Source organism: Sulfuricurvum sp. (assembly GCF_049277495.1).
GTDB lineage: Bacteria > Campylobacterota > Campylobacteria > Campylobacterales > Sulfurimonadaceae > Sulfuricurvum.
On record NZ_JBASYM010000035.1, the window covers coordinates 1 to 12,360 of the forward strand.

Annotated in this window: 11 protein-coding genes and 1 pseudogene; 6 read left to right on the forward strand and 6 right to left on the reverse strand. The window is 44.1% G+C overall.

Annotated elements, in window-relative coordinates; genetic code table 11:
• Both WAO38_RS06895 and WAO38_RS06900 read left to right on the forward strand, forming a co-directional pair.
• Positions 1–190: pseudogene (locus tag WAO38_RS06895) on the forward strand (PAS sensor domain-containing protein); the annotation flags it as partial.
• 700 nt (positions 191–890) lie between these two features.
• Entirely contained in the window at positions 891–1,310 is a 420-nt protein-coding gene (locus WAO38_RS06900) for a methyl-accepting chemotaxis protein (RefSeq protein ID WP_409574819.1), read from the forward strand.
• 42 nt (positions 1,311–1,352) lie between these two features.
• Here WAO38_RS06900 and WAO38_RS06905 read toward each other — a convergent pair whose 3' ends face one another.
• The 5 genes from WAO38_RS06905 to WAO38_RS06925 form a co-directional block, all read right to left on the reverse strand.
• Positions 1,353–2,147, reverse strand: coding sequence for a DUF3187 domain-containing protein (locus WAO38_RS06905; RefSeq protein WP_422235626.1), 795 nt, complete (start codon positions 2,145–2,147; stop codon positions 1,353–1,355).
• Positions 2,148–2,210: 63 nt separating this feature from the next.
• A complete protein-coding gene (locus WAO38_RS06910; RefSeq protein WP_422235628.1) occupies positions 2,211–2,570 on the reverse strand; it encodes a hypothetical protein in 360 nt (119 codons plus the stop codon).
• A gap of 54 nt (positions 2,571–2,624) precedes the next feature.
• The gene (locus WAO38_RS06915; protein WP_422235630.1) at positions 2,625–3,680 is read right to left on the reverse strand and encodes a sensor histidine kinase; all 1,056 of its coding nucleotides are present in this window, start codon (positions 3,678–3,680) and stop codon (positions 2,625–2,627) included.
• Positions 3,667–4,299 (reverse strand): response regulator transcription factor, encoded by a 633-nt coding sequence (locus WAO38_RS06920; protein ID WP_422235631.1) that lies wholly within the window; start codon positions 4,297–4,299, stop codon positions 3,667–3,669. Before WAO38_RS06920 ends, WAO38_RS06915 begins: the two co-directional genes overlap by 14 nt.
• 71 nt (positions 4,300–4,370) lie before the next feature.
• Complete coding sequence (locus tag WAO38_RS06925; protein WP_422235633.1) at positions 4,371–5,564, reverse strand: EAL and HDOD domain-containing protein; 1,194 nt, start codon at positions 5,562–5,564, stop codon at positions 4,371–4,373.
• Between the two features lie 74 nt (positions 5,565–5,638).
• On the opposite strand from WAO38_RS06925, the gene pepN reads away from it, so the two are divergent.
• On the forward strand, positions 5,639–8,242 hold the full coding sequence (pepN, locus tag WAO38_RS06930) for an aminopeptidase N (protein WP_422235635.1): 2,604 nt from the start codon (positions 5,639–5,641) through the stop codon (positions 8,240–8,242).
• A gap of 3 nt (positions 8,243–8,245) precedes the next feature.
• Here the strand turns inward: pepN and WAO38_RS06935 are convergent, their stop codons facing one another.
• On the reverse strand, positions 8,246–9,415 hold the full coding sequence (locus tag WAO38_RS06935; RefSeq protein WP_422235637.1) for an NAD(P)/FAD-dependent oxidoreductase: 1,170 nt from the start codon (positions 9,413–9,415) through the stop codon (positions 8,246–8,248).
• Positions 9,416–9,715: 300 nt separating this feature from the next.
• Between WAO38_RS06935 and WAO38_RS06940 the strand changes: the two genes are divergently transcribed.
• The 3 genes from WAO38_RS06940 (at position 9,716) to WAO38_RS06950 (ending at position 12,299) form a co-directional block, all read left to right on the forward strand.
• Positions 9,716–11,185: an NAD(P)/FAD-dependent oxidoreductase gene (locus tag WAO38_RS06940; RefSeq protein WP_422235639.1), complete on the forward strand. Its 1,470-nt coding sequence runs from the start codon at positions 9,716–9,718 to the stop codon at positions 11,183–11,185.
• Positions 11,186–11,216: 31 nt separating this feature from the next.
• Positions 11,217–11,384 (forward strand): hypothetical protein, encoded by a 168-nt coding sequence (locus WAO38_RS06945; protein WP_422235641.1) that lies wholly within the window; start codon positions 11,217–11,219, stop codon positions 11,382–11,384.
• 108 nt (positions 11,385–11,492) lie between these two features.
• Entirely contained in the window at positions 11,493–12,299 is an 807-nt protein-coding gene (locus tag WAO38_RS06950; protein WP_422235643.1) for a peptide deformylase, read from the forward strand.
• The last annotated feature ends 61 nt before the right edge of the window (positions 12,300–12,360 follow it).

The following is a 12,360-nucleotide window of genomic DNA, read 5'->3' on the forward strand; positions in this document are numbered from 1 at the left end:
CAAAAGCGGTAAAATTTGGACCGGTTACGTCAAGAATGCTACCAAAAATGGCGGATACTATTGGGTCTATGCTACAGTTTATCCTAACATTTCTTGTGAAAATGGGAAGTGCGGATATTTGTCGTGCCGTCGGAAACCCTCTTCTGAAGAGATAGCCGAGGCCGAGCGTCTCTATAAAACAATGCAATAAAGGGACGATAATGACAAATAGCGTAAAAATAACCCTTTTGGTTGTATTGGGAGTAATCGGTGTCCTTGTCGGGGTATTGACACAAAGTGTCGGTATCTTGCTCGGTGTGTTGATCGTTACGGTTGCATCGGCGATCGGTATGATCGTGCAAAAGCCTCACGGAAATGATGCAATCAGCAAACAGATGGATGATTTTCTGCAGCTGATAAATTTTAAACGAAACCGCTTGTCTCTGATGGATGCGCAGCCTGGCAGTCTGGAAGAGAAATTGAATCGTTTAGTCAAAGCGCATGAGGAGATGTTGATCCAAGACACCCTGGTTGCCGGAGAGATGGTTCTTTTGGCGGACAAGGTACGCCAGGGACATTACAAATGCCGTGTTGACAGTGATTCCAAAACACCTCACGTCCATTTGCTTCGCAAAACGATGAATACCATGCTGGATGCTACGGAAGCGAATCTTGATCAGGCGATCAGTGTTTTGGAAGCCTTGAGCGAAGGACATTTCAGCACCCGTGTCAAGGTCGATGTCGGCGGAAAAATGGGGCAGACATTGCTCAAAATTAATGATCTTGGAACCGCCCTGCAATCTTTGGAAGAGCAAAATAATCAGGCCAAAGAGATACTGGATAATAATACGAAAAACCTCAAGGGGACAATCGAAAATCTCCGTTCTACAAAGTTTGTAGAACTGAACGGAATGATCAACTCTACGGTAGAACGTATTCAAAGTGTTGCCGGAAAAGAACATGAGCTTTCCGGTAATCTCCAAGCGCTCGTCGGGAATGCGCAGGAGACAAAAGCTATTTTGGTAACGATCGGGGATATCGCCGATCAAACAAACCTTTTGGCGCTCAATGCGGCTATCGAAGCAGCGCGGGCAGGCGAACACGGACGCGGATTCGCTGTGGTTGCCGATGAAGTTCGAAAGCTTGCAGAACGCACTCAAAAAAGTCTTGCGGAGATCTCTGCGACGATTAATGTTTTGATTCAAGCGATTAATGATAATAGCGAGTCGCTTCATCAAAATATGGACGAGATGATGGATTTGACGCAGTACGTCGGAACGGTCGATCAAAAAATGGATGAACTGCTCGTTTCTATGGATGCTATGAGTTAGGGACCGATACCTCTTCTCCCGGGAGAAGAGGTATTGAACGATTTAAAAAGAGTATCCGATTCGAAGATCGACAGCATGATCACTGGCTGAGTCACTCAGTCCGTAGGAATAGGCTGCATTTGCAAACCAATGGGAATCAAACCGATACATCCCGAATCCGGAAACCTTCTTGATTGCTTCGACATCACTGTAAATACTTTCACTGTTATGATATACGCCCCCTATAGAGAGTTTGCTGTCAATGAGATAATCAACTCCCAGATAATACGCTTGCGTATTTTGATAGTTTAGGACTCGGGCGACATTATCGTCATTCACAAATGTATAGCTATAGCCGCCTACTACCGCTGCTTGCGGATTGATGAGGAACGTAAAGCCGATTGAACCCATATAATCGGGTGCTTCATTATTATAACCCGTTTCATAGGTCGGCAGTAAAACCCCTCCGCCCAATTTCAAGCTCAATGGATCGCTCAGAGGTATCTGGTAATATCCGGCAATCAAGGTGTCGTTCATTCCGCTGTCATTTTTGGAGGAGTAGCGAGATGCAAGGATTTGGGCTGAAAAGTTTTGATTATAGTAATCTGCCTGCACAGTAGTTGTTAATGTGTCGTCTTTTGTATTACTGGCATAGTTTAATTGTGAATATCCGCCGCCCACGATAATATCATAATGGTTTTCGAGAGACTTAATGGTACACCCTTGTGCATTGACCAACTCGTTGATAAGGGTATTCGGGCAACGATCCTGCAAATCCTCGACTCCGTCCATATCCGTATCGCTGTAGGCGAATACATTGACGGCTAAAGCGGTAATCAAAAAAAGTGAAAACTTCATACATTACTCCAAAGGGCAGGATTATGATAATCCTGCCAAACTAAGATTTTAAAAAGCATAAGGCTAGCGTTTCCCGCCTTGCATTGCTCCGCCGTTCATATTCAAATTTTGCGTTTGCATCATATTTTGGTGCTGCATTTGATTCATCTGCTGCATTTGGTTCATACGTATCTGAGCCTCATGCGCTGTATTGGACGAACGCTTTTGTGCACGGGTCTGGAGCCGTTCGCGCATTTGAGTCATCGCTTTAATCTGATCCTCTTCATTCATATTGGCGAGTTTCATTTTAAGTTGATTCATTAATTGCACCCGCTGTTCTGCCGGTGCTTTTTGAATCTCATCGATTTGCGTATCAATCGAATCCTCCGCACTGACATGGACCAGTGTTCCTGCTAAAAGCATTCCTAAAATAATGGATTGCACTTTTTTTATGGTAGCTCCTTTGTTTTGGGATGGCGGCAGTTTACCGCAGCAATGTTAGCGGAGTGTTAGCTTGCTCAGATCCAATGTAAAGCTTGTGCCTTCTCCGACTTTACTGGAAACAGAGATGGGAATCTCCATGGTATCACACAGCTTTTTGACAATATGCAAACCGATGCCGATCCCTCTCTCCTGCTCTTTATAAAAACGTTCAAAGATCCGTTTTGTATTGGTAATTCCTTTTCCGGTATCCATGATTTTCAGCGATTTGGCGGCAGCATCAAGAATGACATTTACCCGCCCTTCGTCCTGATTGTATTTGGCCGCATTGCTTAAGAGGTTATCGATGATCCGGGTAAAGGCGTCATCATTGGTTGCAATTTCAAGCCGGTCGGCATGCACTTCAAAATGTATCGTCGGGTAGATTTTTTGCATCAAGGCGATTCGTTCTTCTATTTTATGGCGGACGTCAAAGACTTCTTTTTGGAGTGAGTGGTCCTCGAGATAGCCTCTCAGATTTTTCTGTAATGAGAGGATGGTTTCAATACTCTGTTCAATCCTTTGAATTTTTTTACGTTCACTTTCGGGACACTGCAGCATCCGGACATTCAGTCGCAAGGATGCCAACGGGGTATTGAAATCATGCAGAATATCTTTGCTGAATTCCTCGGTGAGTTCCAGCGCTTTTTTAAGCGGATAGAGAGCATACAAGGAAAAAAAGACCGAAAGCAGCGCGATAAACAACATGACAATGGAATAGTAAAGCAGCATATGATTAAAAATATGTTCTATCAGACCTTCATAATCCTTGATTGGCAAAGTGAGTTTCATAGAGTGGGATTCGCTTTTGGGAATGGAAAAAAAAGCATATACTCCGGTATCGTCTTTTGAGAGTTTATAAAGGTTGTCCGGATCAAGCGGTGCAAAATCGATTTTGAATTGGGTACATTTTAGATCAAAACTGCACACTTTCATCTGTGTCAGTATGTTTTCATCAAAATCGTGCCGTTCTTGATGATATTCGAAAAGAAATAAAAAAGTGTTCAGTATCCCCAATGAAAAGAAAAAAAGTAAAAAACTTTTCGTAAAAGCTTCGGATTCAACGCGTTTCAAGACGGTATCCTATTCCGCGTACATTCATAATCTCCCAGCCTGTCGTATTTTTGAGTTTATTGATATGGACGCGCAAAGCGGCATCACTAGGATGTTCAAGCGCATCGAGGAGAATCTCTTTATCGAGAGTACGGCTGATGTTGGTGATAAAAAGCTCCAAAAGAGCCTGCTGAACCTCTCCGAGATGCAAAAACTTTCCGTCAGATTGAACTTCATGCGTTGAAGTATTATAGGTTATCCCCTCATGGGTAATGAGGGGAGTTTTGCGACCGAGTTTGGCCTGTATACGTACGAGAAGTTCTTCCGGGAAAAAAGGTTTTTTGAGATAATCATCCGCCCCGAGGGAAAATCCTTTGGTAATGCTGGCCAGATCGACCAGGGCGCTGATAAAAATAACAGGGGTCATATCTTCTGAATCCCGAAGTCCTTCAAGAAGTTTGAATCCATTGATCTGAGGGACGTTGATGTCGAAAATATACAAATCGTAGTGTTGCGCATAAGTGCGTTCAGCCGCCTCTTCACCGTCTTGAACCCAGTCCGTTTGGTATCCTGCAGAGTTAAGAAGTTCTTGGAGCGTTTCACCTAAGGATATATCGTCTTCCATCAATAAAATTTTCATAAATCTGCCTCTTCCTGCTTAGGTCGATTCCATAATATCATATCTGATGGCGTTGATGGCATAATAACCGTTCATGAGGGGATATTCTCATGGGTAATCCCATAGGATCTGAGAAGTATGACCGCTCCGTTGACGTCTCCGCTTTCAAGTTTGAGAACGGCGGCATAAAGTCTTCCCAACATTCCGGTGCGGGTTATCAAAGCATCTTCAACTTCGTTGTCGGGATGAAGGGTTTCGATAATATTTTGAAGCGGAACATTCATAAGCCCTTCCAAAAGGGAGAGAAGTGCGATGATTCTGGCATGGTCTTGTACTTTTTCATCCACAGAAGGGGATACTTGATTCAGCAGCGCCAGCATCCTGTCTACCCTTTGCTGGGCAAAGACAGCATGCGGATTTTTATCATCCATGGCTTTTGTTCCCGATTTGGAATAGATAATCAGCAAGAGCCACTGCATGAGGGCATTTTTCCCGAATCGTTCGATCATTTCCCGCATCGATAAAACCCCATCCAGATGTTCCGGAAAAGCCGAGTGTAAAAACTGTATCAGCTGCAGGGAGAGAATGTTGTGGTATTTGAACGAATCGCAAATCTCTTCAATAGGGGCATCTTCCTGAAGCAGGGTAAAGAGTTCCATGACATCCATATACTGCGGATCGATCCGGCGTTGGGTTATAAGATGGGCATGGGCAAAATAGAACCCTTGAAAATACTCGAATCCGAGCCCTTCATACGCTTCGGCTATCTCGTAAAATTCGACTTTTTGGGCAATCAGTTTCATTTTTCCATACGGATTCGGTGCATGGCTGAATTGTTCAATGTCCGTTTGGGTTACATCAAACTTCGCAAATTCGATATACGGAAAAAGTGGCATGAATGCTTCGAGATAGTGCGGATTAAAGGAGGCATTATCCAAAGCAAAACGGTATCCGAGTGCATGATAATAGCGGACTGCTTCATGAATTCGGGAAGTGATTTTCATGGATGCGGAGAGCTCAAAAACAAATTTTTCTTTGGGCATACTGCGTAGAATCTCGGTTAATAGAAGGGGACCGTCGGTATTGACAAAGGCTAAGGTCTCTCCAAAAGCCGAAGAGGATCCGATTTGGTTAAGAATATTGACCAGTACCGATGCCGTGGCGTGCCGCGGGTCATCGATCACGCATTCGCCATGATTGTTTCGGTAAAAAAATTCGTAGCCTATAATGTTCTCAGCCCGGTCTAAAATAGGCTGACGAGCAATGTAGAGGTTATTGTGCATCATTGTTGCTTTATATTTTAATGGCTGAAGTGTAGCGTAATTTGAGTATTATTACAAAAACAATAAACGGATATTTGATGCAAGAACACAAAACAATTTATTTTAAAGAGTATGTTCCCAGCCCCTATACGGTACTTACCTGTGCCTTGGAATTTATTATTGAAGAGAGTTCGACGCGGGTTGAGAACATCATGGAAATCAAACGCTGTGACGCTAATGCGAAGGAGCTGAGACTCGATGGCGAGATGCTTGATCTGGAGCTGTTGTGGGTTGATGATGTTCTGTATACAGAGGATATGTATGTCAAAACAAAAGACGCTTTGACCCTGCCGCTTGATTGTGACAGTGCCCGTATCCGAATCATAAACCGTATCTATCCGGACCAAAATACGGCACTGGAAGGGCTGTACCGTTCCGGCGGTATCTGGTGTACCCAAAACGAACCCGAGGGGTTTCGGCGCATCACCTATTTTATTGACCGGCCTGATGTGATGGCAAAATTTACCACGAAAATCATTGCTAATAAAGAGAAATGTCCGGTGCTGCTGAGCAACGGGAATCTAAGAGGCACGGCGACGCTGGAGAACGGCAAGCATTTGGCTCTTTGGGAAGATCCGATCCCTAAGCCGTGCTATCTGTTCGCCCTGGTCGCAGGAGATTTGGGCTCTATTACGGATACGTTTACAACGATGAGCGGCAAAAAGATTGATTTAGCCATCTACTGCGACCGGGGCAATGAGAACAAATGTCATCATGCGATGCGCAGCCTGAAAAAATCGATGGAGTGGGATGAGTACACTTATGGCCGGGAATACGATCTGGAAGTCTATAATATTGTTGCCGTAGACAGTTTCAACATGGGGGCAATGGAGAACAAAGGGCTCAATATTTTTAATTCCCATTATGTCCTGGCGGATGAAGAAACGGCGACAGACACCGATTTTATGGGAATCGAGAGTGTCATAGCCCATGAGTATTTTCACAACTGGACCGGGAACCGGATCACCTGCCGAAACTGGTTTGAACTGACGCTCAAAGAGGGTCTGACCGTCTTCAGGGATCAAACCTTCAGTGCCGATATGAATTCAGAACTGACGCAGCGTCTGGATGATGTCCGTGCCTTGCGGGAACGCCAATTTGTCGAAGATGCGGGACCGACCGCCCATCCGATCAAACCGGACCATTATATGGAGATCAATAACTTCTATACGGCAACCGTTTATGAGAAGGGTGCGGAAGTGATTCGCATGATGCATACACTTTTGGGCCGCGAGCGGTTTCGGAAAGCAATGGACCGATATTTTGAAAATTTTGACGGGCAAGCGGTAGGAACGGAAGAATTTTTATGGGCAATGGAGACACAAAGCCCGGTTGATATGAGCCAATTCAAACGATGGTACTCCCAAGAGCGAACTCCGACACTTAAAATTTCGACGGAATACCGTCCGGAATCCGCTGAACTGGTGATGAAAATCCTTCAGAAAGTTCCGAACAATACCAAAAACCAAGAACAGCTTCCGTACGCTATGCCGTTCAAAATGGCACTTTTGGCTCCCGATGGGAGCGAATATCCCCTTAAAAGCGATGATATAACTCTTTTGCATGAGAATGTGCTATGGCTTGAGAATGAACTGCATGAAATTCGTTTTACCGGGATTACAGAAGCTCCGCGCCTCTCTCTAAACCGCGGATTCAGTGCACCGGTCATTATTGAGTGTGATGAAATCGACTATCCGTTTTTGATGGCCAGGGAGAGTGACGGATTTGTACGTTTTGAAGCGGCACACCGTTTCGGGATTGAAACACTGGAAGCTATGATGGCGGGCAATGCGGTCAATGAACACTATATTGAAAGTTACGGTGCCATGTTGCGCGATCTCGCGGTCGATCCGATGTTTAAATCTCAAATTTTAGAGCTTCCGACGATCACAACATTGATGCAGCGCCAGGAAATTATCGATGTAGCGGCAATCGTAAAGGTGCAAGAGGAGCTGAAACAGACTATCGCGAAACGCTATATCACCGAATTGCAAAACATGATTGATGCTTTATTCGATCCCTCCAATACGCTGATCGATGGGGAGAGTATGGGGAAACGGGCCCTCAAAAATCGCTTGCTGGGTCTTGTAATGAGTCTGGGTGATGCATCAATCCGTAACCTGTGTGTACGTCAATATCAAGAATCGCATTCGATGAGTGATCGTTTAAGTGCTCTTGATTTGCTGGAAAACTATGCGCCCCAAGAAGCCGAAGAGGCATTAAGCCATTTTTACAGCCGTTATAAAGACCAGACTCTGGTCATGAACAAATACTTTGGCGTCTGCGCATCTTCCCGTCGCGGCGGGACACTTGAACGTGTCAAGGCATTACAAAATGATCCGGCATATGATCCTAAAGTTCCCAACCTTGTCCGTTCATTGATCGGATCATTCGCCCGAAATCCGGTAGCTTTTTATGATGAGAGCGGAGAAGGATTTAAATTTGTTGCCGATAAAGTGATCGAGATTGATGCGCTGAATCCGCAGATTGCGTCAGGGCTCGCCGGAGCGTTTAAAAATTACGGGAAACTTTCTAGTGTGCAAAAAGGACAGATGGGAGGAGAATTGGAACGGATTAAAAATCATCCTGATCTCTCGAACAATGTCTATGAAATCATTGTCAAAATTTTAGAGGTTTGTTAAAAACTACATCCCCGGAATGCGGGGAAAATAGTTCATCTTAGACATTTTATAGTACCAGCCCCAAGCAATTTTAAGCCAGTGCCCGATAATGGGCATAGGGATCACAATCGCTCGGCTATTATTACGGTAAATAAAACCTGCCCCATTGCCCATATCCATAACACATAAAATATTGAGGTGTTCCAAATAGCTTTTTGGATCCTCATCTTTAAGGCCAAACGCTATTGCACTGTTATGGGCGGCGTTGCGTGCCATTACTTCGGCTAAGTGCCCCTGTTTCGCTTTCCAATCAGGCCCTTCGAGCGCACTCGCATCCCCGATGGCATACCATCCCTCAATACCTTTGATTTCGCAAAATTCGTTGATTTGGATAAATCCGGCTTTATTGAGGGGCAGATCGCTCTCTTTGATGAAAGAGTGACCGTCACCTGCAGGGATGAACATCGTCAAATCACTCTCTAGGCGGCTTCCGTCTTCAAATACGACCCCTTTTTCTTCAAAGTGGGCGATTTTTTTACCGTAGCGCGAGTCAAATTTATTTTTTTGGAAGAGCATTTTTAGGAGCGAAAGGGCTTTTCCCCCCATTCTGGCTCCCGGTTCAGGCATTGGGGCAAAAAAAGTCATTTCATACCGGTCGCGGATGCCGAGTTGTTCGAGTTTGTGGTGAAGATTGAAAAAGAGTTCAAACCCCGGTCCCCCGCGAACCGTACTCGGATCATTCGGATTGCCGCCGAAACCAAAGGCGATTTTGCCGCTCCCCTGAGCGATCAATGCATCGATTTTTTCTTTGAGGAGGAGGGTTTGTTCCGGTGCACCGCAGATGGATAGGGTATGTTCAAGTCCGACGTGTTTCATCTTGCCCGAACCTGTTGCGATGACGAGGTGATCGGCTTTACGAACCTCTCCGGATTCAAGTGTGATGGTTTTGTCCTTTCCGTTAATCGCAGTGACGCGATCGATAGTAAGGGTAAAACGGTGTTTTCGTGCCAGTTTCTCAAGAGGATATGCGACATTTTCAAACGTATTGATCCCTACCGGAATCCAAATGGCGATAGGATAGATAAACAGATAAGAGCGGTCGCTGATAAGTTCGACGGAAAATCCCTCTTTGCGGTAATAGATCGCCGCTTCGACTCCGGCGATCCCTCCGCCGAGGATAAGAACATTCTTCATTGCGTATACCTCTTTAATATATTTAAATCTACAAATAATAATTATTGTTTTTAGCTATTTCTAGGAATTATAATAGGATTGACGCTTAAAGTCAATTTCTGGAAATGTTTGTTCGTCATAAGTATTTTTTATTCTATCTATCATCGCAAAGTATATATAAACGCGATGTGAAAAAAAGTAACATAGACTTCTTTTCTAAAAAGTTTAGTCTAAAATATAATGCTTCTTTTAAGGATGTGATATAATTGTGATGTAATGGTATTATAATCAGCATTTATGGAATACATCTAAGGAGAAGATATGGCGAGATTAATTGTCCTCGGCGGCGGAGTTGCCGGACATACGGCTGCAACATTTGCGGCAGATTGGCTTGGAAAAGAACACGAAGTAGTTGTTGTCACCCCTAACTCAAAATGGAACTGGATCCCTTCCAATATTTGGGTCGGTGTCGGCGAAATGACAAAAGAAGATGTCACGTTTGATCTTGCTCCTGTTTATGAGAAAGCGGGAATCACGTACAAGCAAGCACGAGCGGTCAGTATCAACCCTGAGGGGAATGCCAATGGTGATAAATCTTTTGTAACGATTGAATATACCGGTCAAGGCAAAGCGGGTCAAAGCGAAGAGCTTACTTTTGATTATCTCATCAATGCTACCGGACCAAAATTGAATTTCGGTGCAACTCCGGGCTTGGGTGAAGGCTCAAATCTAGGAGAATTTACAGTATCAGTATGTACGGCGGATCACGCGGATCATGCGGCGCATGAGCTTAAAAAAGTTATGGATAAAATGCGCAAAGGCGAACGCCAAAAAATCTTGATCGGTACAGGTCACGGTATGTGTACATGTCAAGGTGCGGCATTCGAATATATTTTCAATGTTGAGCATGAAATCCGTAAAGCCGGTCTTCGTGACATGGCCGATATCCAATGGATCTCTAACGAATCTTTCATGGGTGATTTCGGGATGGGCGGACTCCACATGAAAGTGGGCGGATACGTTGTCAGTTCTCGTATCTTTACCGAGTCATTATTCGCAGAACGCGGTGTTAACTACATCACCGGTGCTCATGTCAATAAAGTAGAAAAAGGGAAAGTTTCGTATGAACTTCTTGACGGTTCAATGGGTGAAGAGTCATTTGACTTCTCAATGTTGATTCCTCCATTCGCCGGTGTCGGCCTTAAAGCCTACAATAAAGCGGGCGAAGATATTACCGATACGATATTCGCACCAAACGGCTTTATGAAAGTTGATGCTAACTATACGCCAAAACCGTATGAAGAGTGGAAAGCATCCGACTGGCCTCGCACATACCAAAATCCTACCTACAAAAATCTTTTTGCAGCAGGTATCGCATTCGCACCTCCGCATATCATCTCCAAACCGATGAAATCGCCAAACGGTACAATGATCAATCCAACTCCTCCTCGTACCGGTATGCCAAGCGGTATCATGGGTAAAGCCGTTGCGCATAGTGTATGCGATTTGATCAAACAAGGGCCGGATGCGAAACTTCATGAAGCGTCAATGGCGGAAATGGGTGCGGCGTGTGTCGCATCTGCGGGTAAAGGCTGGTTAGACGGTCAGGCGGCAGCTATGACGGTTTATCCTGTTGTTCCTGATTTTGATAAATATCCTGGAACAGGCCGTGATACGGACTATACATTCGGGGAAATCGGTTTGGCCGGACACTGGATCAAACATATCCTTCACTACTTGTTTATGTACAAAGCAAAACTTAAACCGTTCTGGAAAGTAATTCCGGAATAAAAATTTTTAAAAGATAAAATAAGGAGAAAAAATGTCAGTAAAAGAAGAAGAGTTTAACTTTGCTAAAAATGATAAATTCAATACGGCGATGATTCCCGGGAAATGGGCACGTTTTTTTCGTACGTGTAAGATTTGGCAGTTTATCCGTTTCGTAATCATCAATATCAAAATGATTATTGTAGTGAGCAAAAGCCACTAATTCTCTGTATTTAGAACGCCAAGGGATCTATTCCTTTGGCTACGCTTAGAGCACATGATGCTAAAGCTTGCCTCATGCGAGGCAGAATTTTTTGAAAAGTAATCTTCTATGGTTCAACCACTACTCAAGTATCCTGATCCTGCTATCCGGCTTATTTCTGCAAATGTCCGTTTCTTTAATGACGAATTGTCCCAGTGGATCACCGATATGATCGACACGATGAAAGCCAATGATCTTAACGCTCTCAGTGCCATTATGATCGGAATCCAGTACAGTGTCATCGTTATGAAAGAAGGGGATGCGTATATTCCTTATATTAATGCCCGATTGATTAAACATTCCGGAATGAGTACCCAGACCGAACGGAGTATTTACTACCCTGGAATCAGTGTTGACGTCGACCGGTTTGAGAAGGTAACCGTTATTTACGAAGATGAAAAGGGAAATTCGCATCATCGTGATTTGGATGCGGAAATGTCCCGAATATTTCAGCAGCAGATTGATTATTGTTTCGGGAGTACCTTTGTCGATCGTGTGGATAAAGAGATGAAACAACGGATTAACGATCATTTGGAGCATGGTCTTGTCGAAGGGGGCGGATCGTGCCCGGTGATTTTTATCCGTGATTATTATAAACGGGGTGCACGATATATGAATTCGCTGATTGCTTTGACCTTTGTTTTACCGTTTTTCGTCTCGGATAACGTCCGGGGATGGGTTTATACGATCGATAAATATGCGCTTCTCGCAGTTCCTGTGCTGATTCTTGCGTATTTTTTATATGCCCAGTATGAAGCACGCATTTACAAACAATGCACCAGTTGTCAAACCGGAAATATCATCGGTACAACGGCGATTTTGATCTTTCAGTTTCTGATCGTGGCGTCAGGTGTTTTCTTTTGGGTTGCACCATAATAATAAAATATTATACTTTTAACCCTTTTTGAGTATTATAGCCATTCAATAGTTTTGCTTC

Excerpts from the sequence above, each read along its gene's own strand:
- WAO38_RS06900 (WP_409574819.1), top strand. The coding sequence starts at position 891 with ATGATCAACTCTACGGTAGAACGTATTCAAAGTGTTGCCGGAAAAGAA.
- WAO38_RS06905 (WP_422235626.1), bottom strand. The coding sequence starts at position 2,147 with ATGAAGTTTTCACTTTTTTTGATTACCGCTTTAGCCGTCAATGTATTC.
- WAO38_RS06920 (WP_422235631.1), bottom strand. The coding sequence starts at position 4,299 with ATGAAAATTTTATTGATGGAAGACGATATATCCTTAGGTGAAACGCTC.
- WAO38_RS06925 (WP_422235633.1), bottom strand. The coding sequence starts at position 5,564 with ATGATGCACAATAACCTCTACATTGCTCGTCAGCCTATTTTAGACCGG.
- pepN (WP_422235635.1), top strand. The coding sequence starts at position 5,639 with ATGCAAGAACACAAAACAATTTATTTTAAAGAGTATGTTCCCAGCCCC.
- WAO38_RS06935 (WP_422235637.1), bottom strand. The coding sequence starts at position 9,415 with ATGAAGAATGTTCTTATCCTCGGCGGAGGGATCGCCGGAGTCGAAGCG.
- WAO38_RS06940 (WP_422235639.1), top strand. The coding sequence starts at position 9,716 with ATGGCGAGATTAATTGTCCTCGGCGGCGGAGTTGCCGGACATACGGCT.
- WAO38_RS06945 (WP_422235641.1), top strand. The coding sequence starts at position 11,217 with ATGTCAGTAAAAGAAGAAGAGTTTAACTTTGCTAAAAATGATAAATTC.
- WAO38_RS06950 (WP_422235643.1), top strand. The coding sequence starts at position 11,493 with ATGGTTCAACCACTACTCAAGTATCCTGATCCTGCTATCCGGCTTATT.